General features: G+C 67.6%; 20 protein-coding genes. 8 read left to right on the top strand and 12 right to left on the bottom strand.

Annotated features, from left to right (window positions below):
- Positions 1-189: 189 nt before the first annotated feature.
- Positions 190-1,038: an arylamine N-acetyltransferase family protein gene (locus tag QRN25_RS05730; protein WP_285018308.1), complete on the top strand. Its 849-nt coding sequence runs from the start codon at positions 190-192 to the stop codon at positions 1,036-1,038.
- On the opposite strand, the gene moaB is transcribed toward QRN25_RS05730, so the two are convergent.
- Genes moaB through QRN25_RS05715 form a run of 3 tightly spaced genes read right to left on the bottom strand, consistent with a single transcriptional unit; the run spans position 1,035 to position 4,232 of the window.
- Positions 1,035-1,562 carry a molybdenum cofactor biosynthesis protein B gene (gene moaB / locus QRN25_RS05725; protein WP_285017911.1) on the bottom strand — a complete coding sequence of 176 codons (528 nt, stop codon included), beginning with the start codon at positions 1,560-1,562 and terminating at the stop codon, positions 1,035-1,037. The two genes, QRN25_RS05730 and moaB, sit on opposite strands and share 4 nt — an antisense overlap.
- Entirely contained in the window at positions 1,546-3,333 is a 1,788-nt protein-coding gene (locus tag QRN25_RS05720) for a lytic transglycosylase domain-containing protein (RefSeq protein ID WP_285017909.1), read from the bottom strand. The genes moaB and QRN25_RS05720 overlap by 17 nt, the downstream gene beginning before the upstream one ends.
- 59 nt (positions 3,334-3,392) lie before the next feature.
- Complete coding sequence (locus tag QRN25_RS05715; RefSeq protein ID WP_285017908.1) at positions 3,393-4,232, bottom strand: uracil-DNA glycosylase family protein; 840 nt, start codon at positions 4,230-4,232, stop codon at positions 3,393-3,395.
- Here QRN25_RS05715 and QRN25_RS05710 point away from each other — a divergent pair.
- The 7 genes from QRN25_RS05710 (at position 4,231) to QRN25_RS05680 (ending at position 12,995) form a co-directional block, all read left to right on the top strand.
- Positions 4,231-5,877, top strand: a complete 1,647-nt coding sequence (locus QRN25_RS05710; protein ID WP_285017907.1) for an electron transfer flavoprotein-ubiquinone oxidoreductase — start codon at positions 4,231-4,233, stop codon at positions 5,875-5,877. The genes QRN25_RS05715 and QRN25_RS05710 overlap by 2 nt on opposite strands.
- 81 nt (positions 5,878-5,958) lie before the next feature.
- A complete protein-coding gene (locus QRN25_RS05705) occupies positions 5,959-6,780 on the top strand; it encodes a 4-(cytidine 5'-diphospho)-2-C-methyl-D-erythritol kinase (protein WP_502910430.1) in 822 nt (273 codons plus the stop codon).
- A 30-nt stretch (positions 6,781-6,810) separates the two neighbouring features.
- On the top strand, positions 6,811-7,554 hold the full coding sequence (locus tag QRN25_RS05700; RefSeq protein WP_285017906.1) for an N-formylglutamate amidohydrolase: 744 nt from the start codon (positions 6,811-6,813) through the stop codon (positions 7,552-7,554).
- Positions 7,555-7,672: 118 nt separating this feature from the next.
- Positions 7,673-9,529 (top strand): dihydroxy-acid dehydratase, encoded by a 1,857-nt coding sequence (ilvD, locus tag QRN25_RS05695; protein WP_008832346.1) that lies wholly within the window; start codon positions 7,673-7,675, stop codon positions 9,527-9,529.
- 417 nt (positions 9,530-9,946) lie between these two features.
- Positions 9,947-10,312: a hypothetical protein gene (locus QRN25_RS05690; RefSeq protein WP_271181600.1), complete on the top strand. Its 366-nt coding sequence runs from the start codon at positions 9,947-9,949 to the stop codon at positions 10,310-10,312.
- Positions 10,299-11,696, top strand: coding sequence for an NAD(P)H-hydrate dehydratase (locus tag QRN25_RS05685; protein WP_285017903.1), 1,398 nt, complete (start codon positions 10,299-10,301; stop codon positions 11,694-11,696). Before QRN25_RS05690 ends, QRN25_RS05685 begins: the two co-directional genes overlap by 14 nt.
- A gap of 39 nt (positions 11,697-11,735) precedes the next feature.
- Entirely contained in the window at positions 11,736-12,995 is a 1,260-nt protein-coding gene (locus tag QRN25_RS05680; RefSeq protein ID WP_285017901.1) for a class I SAM-dependent RNA methyltransferase, read from the top strand.
- On the opposite strand, the gene QRN25_RS05675 is transcribed toward QRN25_RS05680, so the two are convergent.
- The 9 genes from QRN25_RS05675 to QRN25_RS05635 form a co-directional block, all read right to left on the bottom strand.
- A complete protein-coding gene (locus QRN25_RS05675) occupies positions 12,992-13,252 on the bottom strand; it encodes a hypothetical protein (protein WP_008828846.1) in 261 nt (86 codons plus the stop codon). The two genes, QRN25_RS05680 and QRN25_RS05675, sit on opposite strands and share 4 nt — an antisense overlap.
- A gap of 20 nt (positions 13,253-13,272) precedes the next feature.
- Positions 13,273-13,497 (bottom strand): hypothetical protein, encoded by a 225-nt coding sequence (locus QRN25_RS05670; RefSeq protein WP_271181597.1) that lies wholly within the window; start codon positions 13,495-13,497, stop codon positions 13,273-13,275.
- Positions 13,498-13,586: 89 nt separating this feature from the next.
- Positions 13,587-14,555, bottom strand: a complete 969-nt coding sequence (locus tag QRN25_RS05665; protein ID WP_285017898.1) for a threonine ammonia-lyase — start codon at positions 14,553-14,555, stop codon at positions 13,587-13,589.
- A gap of 319 nt (positions 14,556-14,874) precedes the next feature.
- Positions 14,875-15,522 (bottom strand): inner membrane-spanning protein YciB, encoded by a 648-nt coding sequence (locus tag QRN25_RS05660; protein WP_285017897.1) that lies wholly within the window; start codon positions 15,520-15,522, stop codon positions 14,875-14,877.
- A complete protein-coding gene (gene ftsY, locus QRN25_RS05655; protein WP_271181594.1) occupies positions 15,522-16,475 on the bottom strand; it encodes a signal recognition particle-docking protein FtsY in 954 nt (317 codons plus the stop codon). The genes QRN25_RS05660 and ftsY overlap by 1 nt, the downstream gene beginning before the upstream one ends.
- Positions 16,472-17,650: a MiaB/RimO family radical SAM methylthiotransferase gene (locus QRN25_RS05650; RefSeq protein WP_285017896.1), complete on the bottom strand. Its 1,179-nt coding sequence runs from the start codon at positions 17,648-17,650 to the stop codon at positions 16,472-16,474. The genes ftsY and QRN25_RS05650 overlap by 4 nt, the downstream gene beginning before the upstream one ends.
- Positions 17,647-18,477, bottom strand: coding sequence for a diaminopimelate epimerase (gene dapF, locus QRN25_RS05645; protein WP_008833276.1), 831 nt, complete (start codon positions 18,475-18,477; stop codon positions 17,647-17,649). The genes QRN25_RS05650 and dapF overlap by 4 nt, the downstream gene beginning before the upstream one ends.
- Before the next feature lie 171 nt (positions 18,478-18,648).
- On the bottom strand, positions 18,649-20,259 hold the full coding sequence (locus tag QRN25_RS05640) for a putative bifunctional diguanylate cyclase/phosphodiesterase (protein WP_211150228.1): 1,611 nt from the start codon (positions 20,257-20,259) through the stop codon (positions 18,649-18,651).
- Positions 20,260-20,396: 137 nt separating this feature from the next.
- A complete protein-coding gene (locus QRN25_RS05635) occupies positions 20,397-21,332 on the bottom strand; it encodes an isopenicillin N synthase family dioxygenase (RefSeq protein ID WP_285017894.1) in 936 nt (311 codons plus the stop codon).
- Positions 21,333-21,430: the final 98 nt, after the last annotated feature.

Below are 21,430 nucleotides of genomic sequence, written 5' to 3'. Positions count from 1 at the left end.
GGCGGCTCCTCGCTGGTAGCGGGAGGCTAGCGTGTGCACAGCACGGCGGCAATCACGCCTTTGCGCGAGCCACGCGATCAGGTGGAGATGAAGGGATGTTATCCCGGCCGTTTCCCATGTTCTGCGCACTATATCCCAGGCTTATCCACAGGCTTGCTCGCATCTGCCGGGAGCGGGTAGGGCGCAATGATGGACATCGATCGCTACCTCGCCCGCATCGGCCTTTCGCACACACCGTTGGCGGATCCGGACGGGCTTGCCGCCCTGCAGCAGGCGCATCGACAGGCGATCGGGTTCGAGAACCTGGACATTTCGCTTGGGCGCGGCATCCGCATCGACTCCGCGAGCGTGTTCGACAAGCTCGTGGTGCGGAGGCGCGGCGGATACTGTTTCGAGCAGAACCGGCTCTACGGCGATGTGCTGGCAGCGTTGGGCATGGCCAACCGCCCGCTTCTGGCGCGTGTGCGGATGGGGCTGGCCGAGGATGCGCCGCCACCGCCGCGTACGCATGTGCTGCTTTTGGTGCGCGCGGAGCCGGGGCGGGCATGGATTGCCGATGCCGGTTTCGGCGGGAGCTACGTGCCGCCGCTGCCGCTTGAAGACGGCGCAGAGGCGCGGACGCGAGATGGCGCGGCGCACCGCCTGCGGCGGATCGGCGAAATGGGCGGACAGCACGGCGAATGGCTGCTTGAACGCGCCGGGCCGGTGGAGGCGACCGACGGTCGCGCTGCGCCGCATGGCGAATGGCAGGCGCAGTACACGTTCGACCTTGCCAAAGTGGTGCCTGGCGATCTGGAAATGGTCAACCACTGGACTTCGACCCGACCCGACACGCGCTTCACCATGCTGCATGTGGCCAGCGTGGTGCTGCCCGAGGGCTTCGCGGCGCTGAGCGAACGAGCGTTGCGCATCCATCGCGGTGGGATGACCGAAACGCGCGAGATTGCCGATGTGGCCGACTATGCGACGACATTGCGCGATTTGTTCGGCATCGTCCTGAGCGAGGCGGAGGTCGCAAGCCTACCGCTGTTCGCTTAGCTCTCCAGCAGGCGCGGCATCAGTTCCACGAAGTTGCAGGGGCGGTTGCGGCTGTCGAGCTGTTCGGCGAGGATGCCGTCCCAGCCGTCCTTTACCGCTCCGTTGGAGCCAGGCAGCGCGAACAGATAAGTGCCGCGCGCGACGATGGCCATGGCACGGCTCTGCACCGTGGAGGTGCCGATCGTCTTGTAGCTCAGCCAGCGGAACAGTTCGCCGAAGCCGGGAATTTCGCGCCCGCCCAGCTTACCGAGCGCCTCCGGGGTCACGTCGCGCCCGGTCAGGCCAGTGCCGCCGGTGGAGACGACCGCATCGACCTCGGCATCGTCGATCCAGGCGGTGAACAGGTCGACCAGCACGGCGGCGTCGTCGCGCACGATGGTGCGGCGCACCAGGTTGTGACCGGCATCGACGATGCGCTGGGCAAGAATGTCGCCCGAGGTGTCGTTTTCGGCAGTACGGGTATCAGAGACAGTCAGCAGGGCGATATTGATCGGCTTGAAAGTACGCTCAGGGTCGATGGCCACGCAATATCGCTCCGTTCGCGGCCATGCGAACGCCTTCCGATCCGGCGAGGCCGGGAAAGGTCGGCCACATGCCCTGCACCAGTTCCATGCGGCTCTCCGAAGCGCCGCCCGCCTGGCGTTCGTACATCCAGTAGTTGCGCATCACAATGTTCACGTAGCCGCGCGTCTCCCAGTAGGGGAGCGATTCGATCCACAGCAGCGGGTCGCCCTGGCAGTTCACTTCCGTGGCCCAGCGGCGCACCGGCACCGGCCCGGCGTTGTAGGCGGCCATGACCTTGGGCAGCAGGCCCTGCGTGCCCGGATCGTTCTTCAGCGTTTCAAGGTGGCGCTGGCCGAAGGCGAGGTTGACTTCTGGCTTGTTGAGGTCGGAGGCATTGCCGTTGTAGCCCAGCGATCCGGCATGGTCCTGCGCGGCGGCGGGCATGATCTGCATCAGGCCGCGCGCGCCAGCGGGGCTGACGGCTCCGGCGCGGAACACCGATTCCTGCAGCGTATGCGCATAGACCAGCGCGGGATCGACCTTCCAGCCGCCCACCGGGGTCCACTTTGGCGTGGGGAAGCGCGTGGCCGGTTCCGGCTTGCCGCCGTACGGCGCGTTGTAGGCCATCCACAGCTGCGTGCCGGGCAGCCCGAGATCGCGCGCGAGGCGGGTCAGCGGCGCATATTGCGAGGCATCGCCGATGCGGGCCTGATGGCGCAGCACTTCGTCGGCGAGGCCATCCTTGCCGATCTCCGCGAGTTCGACGGCGGTGCGCACGTTGGGGCTGGCGCGCAGGGCCTGCCAGTCGGCCTGCGTGAAGTCGGCGGCGGCGTGCTGCTCGGGCAGCTTCAGGCCGAGCTGCTCGGCGGCGAGCATGCCATAGAGCGTCTCGTCACGCGCGGCGGCGAGGCGCAGCGCGGCGCTCGCCTGCTCGGGCTTGCGGCAGCGCACCAGCGAGCGGCTGTTCCAGTAATGCGAGGCAGCGGTCAGTTCCGCATTGTCGGACGAGCGCGCGGCCTTGGCGAAGGCATCGGCAGCGCCGTCGCAATCACCCAGACGCCATGCGGCGAGCCCGGCGGTCCACCACGCCTCGCCCACCCACGGGCCTTGGCCCAGCGCGGCGATCTGCGCCATCTGGTAGGCGTTGGCGTCCTGGTTCTCGATGTAGAAGCTCCACGCCACCTTCTGGCGCCATTCGGCCTGCGAGGAGGGCGAGAGGTTGGCGTCGATCCCGTCGAGCAGCAGACGCGCGCCCATCGGGTCGTCGTTCTTGATGCGCTCGTTGATGCCGCTCGCGATCCCGGCGGGCATCGTGCCGTCATCGATCGAGGAGGGCCGCACGCGCTTGGCGATGGTCGGAAGGCGGGCGAAGCTCTGTTCGCTGGGCAGCGAGGGCAGGCCGACGGCGCCGCGCTTGAGCGCAAGGCGGCTGATCTGGTCGGCGCCGGGCAGTTCGGTGCCCTGTGAAAGCCAGTTCTGCAGGTCGTTCAGCTGGATCTTGGGCGATCCGGAGGCGAGGTAGTATTCGGCGCGGGCCTGCTGGTGGAGCGGGCCGTCGGGGCGGTCGGCCAGCATCTTCTGGACGGTGGCCCAGTCCTTCGCGTCGATCGCGTCGAACATGGTCTTGTAATAGGCCCGGTCGTCCTGGCTGAGCAGCGAGGGGACGGCGGTACGGTCGGCGCGGGTGCGGAAGTAATCGACCGCAGCGCTGTTGGCGAAGGCCGGTGCTGCCGAAACGCAGGCGCTGATGCACGCGCCCGCAAACAGTCCGGCCCTGATAAGTCGTTTCAAAGGTATTCCCCGCGATCCTGTGCGATTCGCCTGCTCCGGCTGACCGATGGCCGCATCTCTCAGGACGCGGTCCAATCCAGCCAGGCCCTCCAGAGTACCGGCTTTGCTCGCGGCTGCGCGAGCAAGGCAGGCAGCGCCCAGGAGGCGAGCAGGGGTATCGATCCCCCTTCATGATCGAAAGTCCTTAACATGGCAGGACGATGCGGCGATTCGTGGCCGATTAGCGGCAGGACGTTTCCACCAAGGACAAACAACCTCTTCGGAGCCACCAAACCCACGTGATGTCGCAGAACCTGACCGATTCCGCGTTCGCTCATTGCGGCCCAATCTGCGCCCGGAGTGTGGCGGGGCAGGGCGCTGGCAAGGTAAACGTCATCGCGACCGGTGCCGAACGCGGTAAGGATAGCGTCGAGCAGCTTGCCGTGCAGGCCGGAGAGCAGGATTTCGCTGTCCTCGGCCTCGGGTTCCTCGACCACGATCATCAGTTCGGCACCCGCCTTGCCCTGCGGCGCGACGCGCGCGGCGGGGCCGCCTTCGCACAGCAGCGGTTCGCTCAGCCACCAAGGTGCGAAAGCCGCGAGGTCGGCGGGCAGGCTGGTGGGATCGAGCTTGGCGGGCGGCGGTGGGGCATCCGGATCGGGCTTGGGTTCCGGGCGGCGGCGCGGCGGGGCTGCGCCTTCCTGTTCGGGCGGGGCGAGCCACTCGACCGGTTCGTCGAGGAAGTCGCAATCGACCCCGGCGTCCCGCCACCAGTCGAGCGCACCTGTGATATCGTCCAGAAATTGCGGATTTGGCGGTTGATCCATCGCGCGGGTCTTGACCTTATGCGCGGGAGCAATCAAGGCATTCGTGAATTTAATCGCTCGACTAAACACGAAAAGAATGCACGGGGCTACCATGATCGAACGCGAAGAGATGCCTTACGACGTTGTCGTCGTCGGCGGTGGACCTGCCGGTCTGGCGACCGCGATCCGCCTCAAGCAGGTGGACCCGGAACTGCAGGTCTGCGTGCTGGAGAAGGGCTCGGAGATCGGCGCGCACATCCTTTCGGGCGCGACGATCGACCCCAAGGCGCTCGACGAACTGCTGCCGACCTGGCGCGAAGACGGCTGCCCGCTGGCCGAAACCCCGGTCACCGACAACTGGCACTGGCACCTGACGAAGAAGGGCAAGTTCTCCCTTCCGCACATCATCCAGCCGCCCTTCATGTCGAACAAGGGCAACTACACCGGCTCGCTGGGCAACTTGTGCCGCTGGCTGGCCGAGCAGGCCGAGGCGCTGGAGATCGAGATCTTCCCGGGCTTCCCCGCCGCCGAGATACTCTATGACGATGCCGGCGCCGTGATCGGCGTGCAGACTGGCGACATGGGCGTCGACCGCGAGGGTAATCCCAAGGGGGACTACCAGCCGGGCATGAACCTGCTGGGCAAGTACACCGTGTTCTGCGAAGGCGCACGCGGCCACCTGACCAAGCGCCTGAAGGCCAAGTACGACCTTGAAGCCAACAGCCAGCCGCAGATCTACGGCATCGGCATCAAGGAGCTGTGGGACATCCCGGCGGACAGGCACGTCCCCGGCCGCGTGATCCACACCCAGGGCTGGCCGATGAGCGAGAACGACGCCTGGGGCGGCGGCTTCCTCTACCACCAGGCGAACAACCAGGTGGCGCTCGGCTTCGTGACGGCGCTCGATTACAAGAACCCTTACATCTACCCGTTTGAGGAATTCCAGCGCTGGAAGCAGCACCCGGAAATCCGCGCGATCCTCGAAGGCGGCAAGCGCGTCGCCTACGGTGCGCGCGCGATCAACGAGGGCGGCTGGCAGTCGGTGCCTAGCCTCGCGTTCCCCGGCGGCGTGCTGGCGGGTTGCTCGGCGGGCTTCGTCAACGTGCCGCGCATCAAGGGCACCCACACCGCTATGAAGAGCGGCATGCTGGCTGCGGAGTCCATCGCCGCCGCCATCAAGGCGGGCCGCGAACAGGACACCCTGCAGGACTACGACGACGCGGTGCGCTCCAGCTGGATCGCCAAGGAACTCAAGCTCGTCCAGAACGCAGAGCCGATGGTGGCGAAGTGGGGCGGCGAGCTGGGCACGATCCTCGCGGGTGCCGACATGTGGCTGCGCACGCTGTTCGGCTTCGGCCTCGCCAAGCCAATGAAGCATCACACCGATGCCTCGGAAACCCAGCGCGCGGACCTGTACAAGCCGATCGCCTACCCCAAGCCGGACGGCGTCATCAGCTTCGATCGCCTGACCAGCGTGTCGTACTCCTTCACCAACCACGAGGAAGACCAGCCGGTCCACCTCAAGCTGAAGGATCCCAGCATCCCGACCGCAGTGAACCTGCCGGTCTATGCGGGGCCTGAGGCGCGGTACTGCCCGGCGGGGGTCTACGAGTTCCTCGATGCGGGCGATGGTCCCAAGCTGCAGATCAACGCGCAGAACTGCGTCCACTGCAAGACCTGCGACATCAAGGATCCGACGCAGAACATCGAATGGGTGACGCCCGAAGGCGGCGGCGGCCCGAACTATCCGAATATGTGAGGTTGTCAGGCTGACGTCGTCCCGGATCAAGTCCGAGACGACGGGGCGTAGCATCCCTTGCCTCCTGCCCCCCGCCGCGCCATGGACGGGGCGATGCTGACCGAAACCGCCTATGCCAAGATCAACCTCGCGCTGCATGTCCGTCGCCGCCGGGAGGACGGGTATCACGAACTCGAAACGCTGTTCGCCTTCGTCGATGACGGCGACCGGCTGAGCGGCTCCCCCGCCGACGCCGACAGCCTCTCCACCCATGGCGAGTTCGCCGCCAAGATCGACGACCCGTTCGGCAACATCGTCGCCAAGGCGCTGTCCACGTTGCCTCATGGCAAAGGCTGGGCCGTCGATCTCGAAAAGCGCCTCCCCGTCGCAGCGGGTCTCGGCGGCGGATCGGCGGATGCAGGCGCGGTGTTCCGCATGGTGGAGCGCAGCGCGGGCCTTCCAGGCGACTGGCAGACGCGCGCTGCGAGGCTGGGCGCCGACGTGCCCGCCTGCGTCCTGTCCACCACCTGCATCGGCACCGGCACCGGCACCGATCTCCAGCCCGTCGAGAGTGACCTCACCGGCACCCCGGTCCTGCTCGTAAACCCGCGCGTGGGCGTGCCCACCGGGCCGGTGTTCAAGGCATGGGACGGCATCGATCGCGGCGAGATGCCCACCGGCTCCGTCCGCCGGATTGCACTGGAAGGCCGCAACGATCTAGAGGCTCCGGCCATCGCGATCTGCCCCGTCGTGGCCGATGTGCTGGCCGCCCTGCGCGCCACCGATCCGTTCCTCGCCCGCATGTCCGGCTCGGGCGCGACGTGCTTCGCACTCTATGACAGCGAGGCGCAATTGCAGGCGGCGTGGGATAAGCTGGCGGAAACTCAACCCAACTGGTGGAAAATGGCGGGCAAGTTGCGGTAAGGTCACGGCGCGCAACCTTCGGAGGCAGACTTGGAAACCGAATACCACCGCCTGCTCGGCACGCCTGTTTCGGGCGGCGTTCTGGTCGTATCGGACCATGCCTCCAACCGCGTGCCGGACGACATCGACCTCGGCATAGAGGACGCGCTGCTCGACGAACACATCGCCATCGACATCGGCGTCGCCGCCATCGCGGAACGCATGGTGCAAGCCGGAACCGCCGCGTGGCTGGGCAACGTCAGCCGCCTCGTCTGCGACTTCAACCGTACGCACGACGTTCCCGGCATGATGCCCGAGATCAGCGACGGTTACGTCATCCCCGGCAATGTCCTCACCAAAGAGGAGCGGCAGGCGAGAGTGGATCGGCTGTTCGACCCCTACCACCACGCCCTTGCCGCGCAGCTCAACAAGACGCCCCCGGCGCTGATCCTGTCGCTGCACAGCTTTACGCCGGGCCTCGCCACCTGCACGAAGCCGCGCCCATGGCAGGTCGGCGTCCTCTACAACCAGGACGAGCGCGCCGCGCGCATCGCCATTCCCTGGCTGGAGGCGCAGGGCTTTGTCACCGGCGATCAGGAGCCGTATTCGGGCAAGCTGCTCAACGCATCGATGAACCGCCACGCCGAGCCTAACGGGCTGCCTTATCTCAGCATCGAGATCCGGCAGGACCTCATCGCCGAGGAAGCGGGACAGGCGGAGTGGGCCGACGTGATGACGCGGCTCTGCGCGGCGGTAGTCGGCCAACTCCCGTCATCCCAGCCTTCGCTGGGATGACGAATGTTCGAAGAAATATAATTGCAAAAACTCACGTTGAATTGAAATCAATCACCGTGTAGGGGCGGCTCCAACACAGCGCGAAAACCCGCGCCCATGACCAATCGGAGTTCCGACAATGCCCGCCCTTCGTTCACGCACCTCGACTCACGGCCGCAACATGGCGGGTGCGCGCGGGCTCTGGCGCGCGACGGGCATGAAGGACGGGGACTTCGGCAAGCCGATCGTCGCGGTGGTGAACTCGTTCACCCAGTTCGTCCCCGGCCACGTCCACCTCAAGGATCTGGGCCAGCTGGTCGCGCGCGAGATCGAGGCGGCGGGCGGCGTCGCCAAGGAATTCAACACCATCGCGGTCGATGACGGCATCGCCATGGGCCACGACGGCATGCTCTATTCGCTGCCCAGCCGCGACCTCATCGCCGACAGCGTCGAGTACATGGTCAACGCCCACTGCGCCGACGCGATGGTCTGCATCTCCAACTGCGACAAGATCACGCCCGGCATGCTGATGGCCGCGATGCGCCTCAACATCCCCGCCGTGTTCGTCTCGGGCGGACCGATGGAAGCGGGCAAGGTGGTGCTGCGCGGCAAGGAGCACGCGCTCGATCTGGTCGACGCGATGGTCGCCGCCGCCGACGAGAGCTACACCGACGAGGAAGTGAAGACGATCGAGCGCTCGGCCTGCCCGACCTGCGGTTCGTGCTCGGGCATGTTCACCGCGAACTCGATGAACTGCCTGACCGAAGCGCTGGGCCTCTCGCTGCCGGGCAACGGCTCGACGCTGGCGACTCACTCGGACCGCGAGCGCCTGTTCCTGGAGGCGGGCCGCGTCGCGGTGGACATGTGCCAGCGCTATTATGAGCAGGACGATGCTTCCGTGCTGCCGCGCAACATCGCCAGCTTCGAGGCGTTCGAGAACGCCATGAGCCTCGACATCGCGATGGGCGGCTCGACCAACACCGTGCTGCACCTGCTGGCTGCCGCGCACGAGGCGGGCGTGGACTTCACCATGGCCGACATCGACCGCCTGAGCCGTCAGGTGCCGTGCCTGTCGAAGGTCGCTCCGGCCAAGGCCGACGTCCACATGGAGGACGTCCACCGCGCCGGCGGCATCTACGCGATCCTCGGCCAGCTGGAGCGGGCGGGCCTGCTGCACACCGACCTGCCGACCGTCCACACCCGCACGTTGGGCGAGGCGATCGAGCGCTGGGACACCAGCCGCACCACCGAGGCTTCGGTCCAGGAATTCTACAAGGCCGCGCCCGGCGGCGTGCCGACGCAGACGGCCTTCAGCCAGTCGGCGCGCTGGAAGGAACTCGACCTCGACCGCGAGAACGGCGTGATCCGCTCCAAGGAACACGCCTTCAGCCAGGACGGCGGCATCGCGGTGCTCTACGGCAACATCGCGCGCGATGGCTGCATCGTGAAGACGGCGGGCGTGGACGACAGCATCCTGAAGTTCACCGGCACCGCGCGGGTCTACGAATCGCAGGACGCGGCGGTGGCGGGCATCCTCGGCGGCGAAGTCGTGGCGGAAACCGTCGTGGTCATCCGCTACGAAGGACCGCGCGGCGGGCCGGGTATGCAGGAAATGCTCTATCCCACGAGCTACCTCAAGTCGAAGGGCCTTGGGAAGGCGTGTGCGCTACTGACGGACGGGCGCTTTTCGGGCGGCACTTCGGGCCTCTCGATCGGCCACGCCTCGCCCGAAGCGGCGGAAGGCGGCGAGATCGGGCTGGTCGAGAACGGCGACACGATCGAGATCGACATCCCCGGCCGCACCATCAACCTGATGATCTCGGACGAGGTCATGGCGCACCGCCGTTCGCAGCAGGAGGCGCGCGGCGCCGATGCATGGTCGCCGGTGCACCCGCGCCCGCGCAAGGTTTCGGCGGCGCTGCAGGCTTACGCGGCGATGACCACCAGCGCCTCGAAGGGCGCGGTGCGCGACGTGACGCAGCTCAAGCGGGGCTGAGGTCGCGGCGCCCCGTGCCTGGTGCGCGGGGACATTTTGGGGTTGGACCGTTTGTGGTTATCGGGGCGTGCGAACGATGACCCCGATGGCAAGAATGGGTAGAAAGTTGCCATATATCCTCCCTGTCGCGCAGCGATGGGGAGGTGGCAGCCCGCAGGGCTGACGGAGGGGTTTCCCCCCTCCACCACTCGCTGCGCGAGCGGTCCCCCTCCCCATTGCTTCGCAACAGGGAGGATGCAACAAGGCCCGCAACGGGGCGCATCCGGAAAGGCCGGTTTCGGCTCAGCATTGAGGATGGCGGACGAAAGGGCTTGCGAGGGAGCTTGTTCGGGATGCCTGAGCCGGCTGTGCAATGACGATGTGGTGATCTCGCAGCCTGACATTGCCCCGCGCGTTTCGGGCGTTATGATTTATGCCATGACCGCCAAGCTCCCGCCGCTGGCCTGTGCCGTCCTCCTTCTCGCCGCCTGCTCGCGCAGTGACGAGCCCGCTCCCGTTGCCGTAGCGCTCGAGCACATCGACTGCGCCGTGGGAGGAGAGCCCGAACTCAAGCCCGCCTGCTCGGTGGAGCGGGTCGAGAAGGACGGTGCGCTCACGCTTGTCGTGCACCACCCCGATGGCGGTTATCGCCGGTTCGCGGTCGCAAAGGGCGGTGTGGGAGTGACCACCAAGGACAGCGCCACGCCGCCGAAGGTGCGCCTTGCCGGCGACCGGCTCGACGTTACCGTGGGCACCGATCGCTACCTCTTTCCCGCGACGGTGAAGCACGATGTCCCGCGATAGACAGATCCTCAAAGCCGGGCAGATGCGTGCGGCGGAGCAGGCGTTGATCGACGCCGGCACCAGCGTCGATGCGCTGATGCAGGTGGCGGGGCGTGGCGCCGCCGAATGGATCTGGCGCATGGCGGGGCGGCACAAGGTGACGGTGCTCTGCGGCCCGGGCAACAACGGCGGCGACGGCTACGTCATTGCCGAGGCCATTCGCGAGCGGGGCGGCCATGCCGTCGTCGTCGCGGCGGCCGAGCCTGCCACCGACGCCTGCCGCAAGGCGCGCGCGCTGTTCGGCGGAGACGTGGTCGAGACCGATTCCGAGGCGAAGGGCGAAGTGCTGGTCGATTGTCTTTTCGGCACCGGACTGACGCGGCCGTTGTCTCAGGAGCACCTCGCCTTGCTCACGCGGCTGGCCGAACCGCATCCGCGCCGCGTGGCGGTGGACATGCCGAGTGGGGTACAGTCCGATTCGGGCATGCTGCTGGGTGAGGGTTTGCCCGCCTACGACCTGACCATCGCGCTCGGCGCATGGAAATTCGCGCATTTCCTGATGCCTTCTAGCGCCCGGATGGGGCGGCTCCAGCGCGTGCCGATCGGCGTCGACGCGGTGCGGGGGGCTGCCCTCGCAGTCGCGCGACCGCAGTTGCGCGCTCCGGCGCCGGATGCGCACAAGTACCGGCGCGGGCTGCTGGCGGTCGTCGGCGGGGCGATGCCCGGCGCGGCGGTGCTCGCAGGAATCGCGGCGCAGCGGGCAGGGGCGGGCTACGTGAAGCTCTTCGCCGAGAGCAAGCGCAATGTGCCCGCGGACCTCGTCGTCGATCAGGGTGCGCTGAGCGAGGTGTTGGCCGACGATCGCCACACGGCGGTGCTGGTCGGGCCGGGCCTGGGGCGCGATGCGACCGCGCGCGAACGGCTGGCGGTGGCTCTGGCGGATGGGGTGCCGGTGGTGGTCGATGCCGATGCGCTGGTTCTGCTGGCGCCGCGTCACCTTGCAGGGCGCGAGGCCTCCGTCATCGCCACGCCGCACGAAGGCGAACTCGTCGCGCTGGAGCGGGCTTTCGATCTCGACGGTGCGGGGACGCGGCCCGAGCGTGCTCTCGCGCTGGCGGAGGCGAGCGGGATGGTGGTCGTGGCCAAGGGGCCGGATACGGTGATCGCCGCGCCCGACGGCAGGCTCGCCTGCGCGGTGCGGGCAAGCTCGTGGCTCTCAACTGCGGGCACCGGAGACGTGCTGGCAGGGGTGATTGCCAGCCGTCTCGCCACGGGACGGGAGGGGTTCGACGCTGCCTGCGAGGGCGTCTGGCTGCACGGTGAGGCGGCGCGGCTCTGCCCGCCTGCGTTCACGGCGGGGCAACTGGCTGAGGCGGTGCCGCTGGCGCTTGCGGCGTGCCTGTAACTTGCGAGTCGCGCCAAGCGAGAGCATAGGCGCGCGACCATGACCGAATCCGAAGAGATCCTGCGCATCGCCTCCAAGGGCGACGGCGTCACCGCGTCCGGCCGTTTCGCCTGGGGCGCCGCGCCCGGCGACAAGCTGCGCATCGACGACACGCTCGAATGGGGGCCGCACCACGTCGAGCCGCCTTGTCGGCACTTCGGGCAGTGCGGCGGGTGCCAGCTGCAACAGCTCGACGAAGAAAGCCTGACGGCCTTCGTCGAGGCGCGGGTGGCCAATGCCGCCGCCTCGCAGGAATTGGGGACGCAGGCGCTCGCCGCGCCGCATCTCTCGCCGCCGTCGTCGCGCCGCCGGGCCTCGCTGCGCGCGGAAAGCTCGGGCGGGCGCGTGGTGATCGGCTTCCGCGAGGCGAAGTCGCACCGGCTCGTCGAAGTGCAGGAATGCTACGTCCTCGTGCCCGAGATCGTCGCGTTGCTGGGACCGCTGCGCAAGCTGCTCATCACCATGGGCAAGGCCGCGCCCGTCAAGAAGGGGCGCCATGGCAGGCCCGCGCCTGGCAAGGTGCAGGCGCGCATGGCCGCCGACATCGAGATGACGCTGGTTGACCAGGGCATCGACCTCGGCGTCAAGGGCCTCACGGCCGAGGGCCTTGCGGCCACCGAGGCGATGCTGGATTTCGCGCGCGAGCACAAGCTGGCGCGCCTGACCATGGACGGCGGCTATGGCTTCGAGACGGTGTGGGAGCCGGTGCCCGTCACGGTGACGCTCGGCGGCGTCAAAGTGCCGTTTCCCCCGGGCACATTCCTGCAGGCGACGATCGACGGCGAGGAGGCACTGGTGAGCGCCGCGCGCGAGTGGCTGGCGGGTGCACCCACGGTGGCGGACCTGTTCTCGGGGCTGGGCACGTTCGCCTTCGCGCTGGCCGGGCCGGAGACCAAGGTGCTGGCCGCCGAAGCCGCGCGCGACGTGCACTATGCCTGCAAGGCGGGCGCCGACCGCGCGCAGCTGCCGGTGTTCAGCGTCCACCGCGACTTGTTCCGCAACCCGCTGCAGCCCGACGAACTGAGCCGTTTCGCCGCCGTCGTGCTCGACCCGCCGCGGGCCGGCGCGCGCGAGCAGGTGGACTGCATCGCCGATTCCACCGTCAATCGCGTGGTCTACGTGAGCTGCAATCCGTCGAGCTGGTCACGCGATGCCGCGCGGCTGGTCGAGGCGGGCTTCCGGCTGGTGGAACTGCGTCCGGTCGGCCAGTTCCGCTGGTCCACTCATGTAGAACTGGCGAGCTATTTCGAGCGCGGTTAATCCGCGCCCATTTGCGCCATCATGTCCATGAAATCGCGCGCGGCGTTGCGTTCGTCCTCGGTCTCGAACGCGACGTCGAGGTCGGGCGCGGAGCCGAGGATGTACATGAAGGTCCAGAGCGCGAAGCGGCGGCCCTTGTCCTGCTCCATGCCGAAATCGACCTTCATCCGCTCCACCCCGGCCTCGATTGCGGCGGGGGTGACGGTGGAAAGGTCTTCGGTGGCGAAGTAGCGGCGCAGCTGGTCGTCGAAATCCATGGTGCCGTACTAGCAGGGGTTCAGCTGCGGTTCCAGCCGCAGCACCCGCAGAACACCGGATAGGCGACCGCGCCCCAGGCACTGGCGATGAAGCCTATGAAGAACACGCTCCAGCCCAGTCCCCAGTTTTCGCCGAGAACGACGTCCGCCAGCGCTGCCAGCGTGATGCCGATGAAGAACAGTTCCACGCCGATGAAGACGATCTTGAACGGCTTCAAGGCAGGGACGGGCAGTCCCTTTTCCATGGCTATACTCCCGAAGTTTCTTATCCTTGTATCGGGAATATATCGCGCAACCGTTGCCGGTTCCATCGGGAGTTTGCAGCACCGGGCGTTCAATCCCGGGACGAAAGGACTTTGGCGAAGGCCGCCGCATCGGTATTTCCGCCCGAGAGGATGACGGCGCTACGCTCCCCCAACTCCACCTTGCCCGCCAGCACCGCCGCCAGCGCCGCCGCGCCGCCCGGTTCGAGGACGAGGCGCAGCTTCGCGAAGGCGAGGCGCTGGGCCGTGCGGACTTCGGCAGGCGTCGCGACCAGGCCGAACGGGCAACGGTCCTTGAGGATCGCGAAGTTGATCGGCCATGTGGCGGGCGTCTGCAGCGCGTCGCAAGCGGTGGGCGGCGCATCGGGGCCGACCGGCACGATGGTTCCGGCGGCGAGGCTGCGGCACACGTCGTCCCAGCCTTCGGGCTCCACCGGCACGATCCGGGCATCGGGGCAGGCGAGGGCGAGCCCCGCCGTCAGCCCGCCGCCGCCGCAAGGCGCGACGATCAGGTCCGGCCCGGCAAGGCCCTGCTCGGCCAGTTGCGCCGCGATCTCGAGGCCCGTGCTGCCCTGTCCCTCGATCACCCACGGGTCGGCATAGGCGTGGACCAGCGTGGCGCCGCGCTCGGCGCAGAGGGCTTGCGAGACTTCGTCGCGGTCCTCCCCGCCGGGGCGGTCGTAGAGCACGACTTCGGCGCCGAGCGCGCGCGTGTTGGCCAGCTTCACCTCTGGCGCGTCCACCGGCATGACGATCGCCGCCCTGATGCCGAGACGCCGCGCGGCCCAGGCGACGCCCTGCGCGTGATTGCCGCTGGAGACGCCGACGACGCCGCGTGCGCGTTCCTCGTCGTTCAGCGCGGAGAGGCGGTGCCAGGCGCCGCGGATCTTGAAGGCTCCGACCGGCTGCAGGCTCTCGGCCTTGCACCAGATCGTTCGGCCACCGACCTCGAGCGGGAGCAGCGGCGTGCGGGGCAGGATTTCGGCCACCTTGCGGGCGGCGAGGGCGATGCCTTCGGGCGTGGGGATGCGCTGAGTCATGCTGCCGGTGTTAGCCCGCGCGGCGGCGGGGGCAAGGGGCAGCCGATTGGTCGCTTACGCTTCCTTGAACGACCTGGCGTTTTGCCCAGCCCCTGCGACTAACTTAGGGCTAAGCAAGCTAGCTGCCCTTCCGGCAAGCAAGAGGTGAAATGCCTACTCAGTCAGACTGCAAGGACGAGAGGTTGGGAGCTTAGCGCGCTAATCCAATGTCCGTTGTGAAACTCTTTCCGTCACTCGTGCGAAGGCGGGAACCCACCTCCTGACAGGGTTCGGGTGGCGCGCGCCACATTCCCAGTCTTTGCAGGGATGACGCAGCCGCTCAATCGTGCGGCGGGTTCTCGACCAGTTCTTCCTTCGCGCTTTCGCCCATGCCGTGCTTCAGCACCATCGGCAGCTGCGAGAACGTGAACAGGAACGAAAGCACCGTGAAGCCCCAGAGCTTGGCCTGCAGCCACGTGTCGAAGCTGACGGTATAGACCAGCACCGTGTTCAGCACCGCCAGCACCAGGAAGAACCACGCCCAGTTGCGCGACAGGATCATCCAGCCGGCGTCGTCCAGCCCCTCGAAGGCGGCCTGCAACAGGTACTTGAGCATCGCCTTGCCGCGCCACAGGCCGACGAACAGCACGGCCGAGAACATCAGGTAGACGGCGGTGGGCTTGAGCTGGATGAAGATCGCATTGCGGAACACCACCGTCAGCGCGCCGAAGCCGAGGATCAGCACCGTCGTCAGCCACAGCATCGGCGAGACATGGCCGAGCCGCCACTTCGACACGACCAGCGCCGCCACGGTCGCGACCATGAAGGCGATCGTGCCCTTGATGACGGCGGTGACGGTGGCGATCGAATTGCCGTCACCCTCGGGCGAGAAGTGCCGGTAGGCGAGGAAGAACACCAGCAGCGGCCCGAAATCGACGACGAGGTTCAGCCAGCTGGATTTGGGCTTCTTGGCAGCATCGACGCTCATCACGCGATCCCCGCGATGACCCGCGCGAGCAGGTCGGGGTTGAAGGGGCGCAAGTCGTCGATCTTTTCGCCGACGCCGATGGCATGGATCGGCAACCCGTACTGCTCCGCCGCCGCGACGAGGACGCCGCCGCGCGCGGTGCCGTCGAGCTTGGTCATGATGAGCCCGGAAACGCCAGCCACTTCCTTGAATATCTCGATCTGCGAGAGCGCGTTCTGGCCGTTGGTGGCGTCCAGCACCAGCACCACGTCATGCGGCGCGGCGGGGTTCAGGCGGCCGAGGACGCGGCGGATCTTGGCCAGTTCGTCCATCAGCTCGCGCTTGTTCTGGAGACGCCCGGCGGTGTCGACGATCAGCGCGTCGATGCCCTGCTCGGTAGCGGCCTTGAGGCCGTCGAACACGATCGAGGCGGGGTCGCCGCCTTCGGGGCCGGTGACGATGGGGATCGACAGGCGATCCGCCCAGACCTTGAGCTGGCCGATCGCGGCGGCGCGGAAGGTGTCGCCCGCCGCCAGCATGACCGAATAGTCCTGCTCCTGGAACAGGTGCGCCAGCTTGGCGATGGTGGTGGTCTTGCCTGATCCGTTGACGCCGATCACGAGGATCACCTGCGGGCGCGGGAAGGCGACGATGTCGAGCGGCTTGGCGACCGGGCGCAGGATTTCGGCGATCTCGCGCGCGACGACTTCCATGATGGCGCGTTCATCCGCGTCGCGCTCGAAGCGCTCCTCGGCCAGCCGGTCACGGATGCGGGCGGCGGCGCGGGGGCCGAGGTCGGACATGATGAGCGCGTCTTCCAGCGCATCGAGTTGCGCCGGGGTCAGGCGGGTGCCGCCGCCAAGGCCCGCGAGGTTGCCCGCGAGGCGCTGCGAGGTCTGGCGAAAGCCTCCGAAGAGACGGTCGGACCAGTCGCTTGATGCCCCCTCGTTCTGCTGGGGGTCAGGGGTACTCATGCTTCCAGCATTCCTTCGACAATTCGGGTCGGGGTCACTTTCACCAGCGCGCCGGGCGGCGTGCCGGGGGGAACCCGGACGGGCGCGAAGTCGGCCGCGTGGCCGCTCCCGCCCTTTTCGGCGAGCACCCATAGCGGCAAGCCCAGATGCGCGGCAAGCCAGGATGCGCGGGTTTCGGCTACCTTTGCGCGCAACTGCGCGGCGCGGGCGCGGATCGTCGCGTGCTCCACCTGCGGCATGCGCGCGGCGGGCGTGCCGGGGCGCTGCGAGTAGGGGAAGACGTGGCCGTGGACGACACCCAGCGCCTCGATGATCGACAGGTTGGCGGCGTGCGCCTCGTCGTCCTCGGTGGGGAAACCGGCGATGAGGTCGGCACCGATGGCGATCTCCGGGCGGCGGGCGCGCAAGCCTGCGACAAGGTTCACCGCGTCGGCGCGAGAGTGGCGGCGCTTCATGCGCTTGAGGATCAGGTCGTGGCCATGCTGCAGCGAAAGGTGGACATGCGGCATGACCCGGGCCTCCGAGGCGAGGAGGTCGAACAGCAGGTCGTCCACTTCGGCGCCGTCGATCGAGGAGAGGCGCAGGCGCGGCAGGTCGGGGAAGCGGGTAAGGATCGCTTCTGCCAGCGTACCGAGGCGCGGCTCTCCGGGCAGGTCGTCGCCCCATGAGGTGAGATCGACGCCGGTGAGGATCACTTCCTGTACGCCTGCGTCGAGGTGGCGGGCCACGTCGTCCAGCACTTGCGTGACGGAGCGCGAGCGGCTCGGGCCTCGGCCTTGCGGGATGACGCAGAAGGTGCAGGCGTGGTCGCAGCCGTTCTGTACCTGCACGAAGGCGCGGGTGTGGGCGCGGGTTTCCGGCGCTCGCGTGGCGAGCGGCACGTTCCAGGCGCGCGGGTCGAGCTTGGCGGTGTTGGCGATGAGGCCGTCCACCTCGGGCATCGCCGCTAGCGCCTCGCGCTCGACTTCGGCCGCGCAGCCGGTGACGAGGAGGCGCGCGTCGGGACGGGCCTTGCGGGCGCGACGGATGGCCTGGCGGGTCTGGCGCACGGCTTCCGCCGTGACCGCGCAGGAGTTGATGACGACGAGGTCGTCCGCCTCACCCAGCATCCCGCGCAGGGACTCGCTTTCGGCGAGGTTCAGGCGGCAGCCGAGCGAATGGACCTCGACGGTCAAATGGCGATCCTGATGTGCGCTCCGAAATCGGCGGCGTCGAAGGAGCCGCGGAAGGCTTCGGTCGCGGGGCCGGTCATGACGATCTCGTTGTCCTCGCGCCACTCGATCACCAGCGGGCCGCCGGGCAGCGTCACGGTGACGCGGCGGTCGACGAGGCCGCGCTTCATCGCGCCGATCGCGGTGGCGCAGGCGCCGGTGCCGCAGGCGCGCGTGAGGCCCGCGCCGCGCTCCCACACGCGCAGGGTGATCGCGTCTCGCGCGGTGATGCCAGCTACGTTGACGTTGATGCGCTCGGGGAACAGCGGGTCGGTCTCGATCATCGGGCCGATGCGGGCCATGTCGATCGCGTAGGGATCGGCGACGAAAAAGATGACGTGCGGGTTGCCGACGTTGACCGCGATCGGGTTCACCAGTTCCTCCCACGCGACGGGCATGGCGTGGGTGTCCATGGCGTAGGCGAGGGGGATCGCGTTCCAGTCGAAGCGCGGCTTGCCCATCTGGACGCTGATGCCGCCATCGGTGGGCGTGGAGATGACGAGCCCGCCGAGCGTCTCGATCCGGGCGGGTTCACCGTGCAGCAGGCCGACCGCGCGCGTGGCGTTGCCGCAAGCCTCGACCTCGCTGCCGTCGGCGTTGAAGATGCGCATGCGGAAATCGGCGTCCATCGAGGGTTCGAGGACGATGAGCTGGTCGCAGCCGATCCCGGTGTGGCGGTCCGCCAGCGCCGAGGCGAAGGCGGCGTCCACCGGGGGCAGCGCGTGCACGCGGCCGTCGAGCACGATGAAGTCATTGCCCAGGCCGTGCATCTTGGTGAAGTCGATCCGCATGCGCGCGATTTAGGTGGTGCGGGGGGGAAGGTCAATTTCCCCTGCCGTTTTCGTCGTCCCGGACTTGATCCGGGACCGGTGGCTGTCTTTAGGCGGATGCGGTCGGCGAGACGCCTTGCCGAGAGCAAGGTCGCTCAAGGCAAGCGGTCCCGGATCAGGTCCGGGACGACGTCAGGCGCGCTTCACTTCCGGTGTATCATCCGGGGCGACTTCGGTCTTGGGTTCCTCACCCAGCCATTCGCCGAGTTCGGCCGCGGGGCGGGGGCGGCCGTACAGATAGCCCTGGCCGGTGATCCCGCCGTACTGGCGCAAGTGGTCGAGCACGGCCTGCGTCTCGATCCCCTCGGCCGTTACCGGCATGTGCAGCCCTTCGCCCAGCGTCGCCACGGCGCGGACGATGGCGGCGCTGTCCTCGTCGTCGAGCATGCTGGAGACGAAGCTGCGGTCGATCTTGATGCGGTCGAACGGCAGCTGCTTGAGCTGCCCGATCGAGCTGTAGCCGGTGCCGAAATCGTCGAGGCTGATGCGGATGCCCTGGTTCTTGAGGCTGGTCACCAGCGTGCGTACCTGGCCCAGGTTCTGGTGGAGGCAGCTTTCGGTGATCTCGATCTCCAGCCGCTGCGGCGGGAAGTTGGCCTCCACCAGCATGCGCAGGAGTTTCTGGGCGAACCACGGGTCGCGCAGCTGGATGGGCGAGATGTTGACCGCCAGCGTCAGCTTCGGGTCCCACAGTTTCGCGTCTTCCAGCGCCTGTGCGATCACGCTGCGCGAGAGTTCGGTGATCGCGCCGATCTCCTCGGCGACGGGGATGAAGATGTCAGGTGCAACGATGCCGAATTGCGGCGAATCCCAGCGCGCCAGCATCTCGAAGCCGGTCAGCTCGCCCGTTTCCAGATCGACCTGCTGTTCGTAGAACGGCACGAATTCGCCGCGCGGAATGCCCTGGCGGATGCCTGCCTCAAGGTCGGCGCGGAAACGCATCTCGTGCGCCATCTGCGGCTCGAACCACGAGAACTGGTTCCGGCCCTGTCGCTTGGCGTGGTACATCGCGACGTCGGCCATCTCCAGCAGTGCGGGCGAGGAAGTCGTGCGCGATTCGGCGCGGGCGAGGCCGATCGAGGCGGTGACGTCGATCGTCGCGTTGCTGATGCGCGAGCCCTCGGCGATGGCCTGCACCAGCGCGGCGGCGATGCTGTCGACGGTTTCGCTGTGACGGGGCTCGAACGGAACGGCTACGGCGAATTCGTCGCCGCCGATGCGGCCGACGATGGTGCCTTCTGGAAGCGCGGCGGTGATGCGGCGGGCGCATTCCACCAGCAGGCGGTCGCCGGTGGCGTGGCCGTTGTAGTCGTTGACCTGTTTGAAGTTGTCGAGATCGATCATCAGCACCGCCACGGCCCGCCCGGCCGTCGCGCTGCGATCGATCAGCGCGTCGACGCTCAGGTTGAAGCTGCGGCGGTTGTGGAAGCCGGTGAGCGAATCGGTTTCGGCAAGTCGCCGCGCTTCACGCTCGGCGGCGCGGCGCAGCATGATCTCGTCGCACAGTTCGCGGTAGCGGCTCCAGCCGAAGATGATGATCGCGATGTTGAGCAGGAAGGCGTTGAGCAGGAAATGGTCCGGCCCCGGCCCTTGTCCGGTAAGCGAGTTGACGACCGCCGGGCCGATTTCGCTGCCGGTGGCGACGAAAAGAATGATCGCCGCGGTAACGATGCCGAAAGCGACGATGTCGACCTCGCTGCCTTCCGTGTCACGCCGGGAGGAAAGGATACTTGCTGCGTGCACGAAATGGCCCCTCCAAGGGCGTGGCTTGTAAGCCGTTGGAGCTACGCAGTTCCTCTGAAATATCAGTTAACGAAAAAGCTCCGGCCTGCATCAGCGGGCTGGGGCTTGGGCTATTACAGAGTTTTAATCGGCGCCGTTCACATCTTCAGACCGATCTCGCGCAGGCGCTCCTGCAGGTAGTCGTCGGCGGTGATCGAGACCGGGTAGCGGTCCGGGTTCTCGTCGCTCACGCACTCGGGCAGGGTGACGAAGCGGAAGTCGCTGCGCAGGTGGAGGAAGAACGGCATCGAGTAGCGGCTGTGCCCGGCACGCGCGCCCTCGGGGTTGCGGACGCGGTGCGTGGTCGAGGGCAGCACGTGGTTGGTCAGGCGCTGCAGCATGTCGCCGATGTTGACGACGATGGCGCCTTCGGGCGGCGCGACCGAGAGCCAGCGACCGTCCTTGCTCAGCAGTTCGAGGCCCGCTTCCTGTGCGCCGAGCAGCAGGGTGATGAGGTTGATGTCCTCATGCGCGCCGGCACGGATGGCGCCTCCGGATTCAGCGGAAACCGGCGGGTAGTGCAGCAGGCGCATCACCGAGTTGCCGTCCTCGATCCCTGCGTCGAACCAACCCGCATCGAGGCCGAGGTCGACGGCGATCGCCGAGAGAACCTTTGCGCCCGCCTCGTCGAACTGAGCGTAGAGTTCGCGGAAGGTTTCTTCGAAGCCTTCAACCTCGGTCGGCCAGATGTTGGGCGGCATCGAGGCGGCGAGCGGCGAATCGGCGGGAACGTCGCGGCCGACGTGCCAGAATTCCTTGAGGTCCTTCTCCTTGGCGCCCTTGGCGACTTCGGTGCGGAACGGCGTATAGCCGCGCGCGCCGCTCTGGCCGGGGATGAAGTATTTCTGCTTGGTCTCGACCGGGAGGGCGAAGAATTCCTCGGTCCTGGCCCAGGCCTGGTCGATCAGCGACTGGTCGATGCCGTGGTCGCGGATCATCGCGAAGCCGAAGGTGCGGAAGCTCTCGCCGATGCGCGCGGGCAGGTCGGCTCTGTCGGCCACGAGGCTGAGGACGGGGATTTGTGCGAGGTCCATGGTAGTGCAATCCGTAACGAGTCGGTATGCCGCCCCTTTAGGCGCCCCGGCCGTCACAGTCTAATTCGGGCCGGAAATTTACGATGGAAGGTGCGGGC

Origin of the sequence: Novosphingobium sp. fls2-241-R2A-195 (genome assembly GCF_030209485.1) — a bacterium.
In the GTDB taxonomy this organism is placed as follows: Bacteria; Pseudomonadota; Alphaproteobacteria; order Sphingomonadales; family Sphingomonadaceae; genus Novosphingobium; species Novosphingobium resinovorum.
The sequence above is the reverse complement of the archived record's forward strand: the minus strand, read 5'-3'. Positions and strand labels throughout refer to the sequence as shown.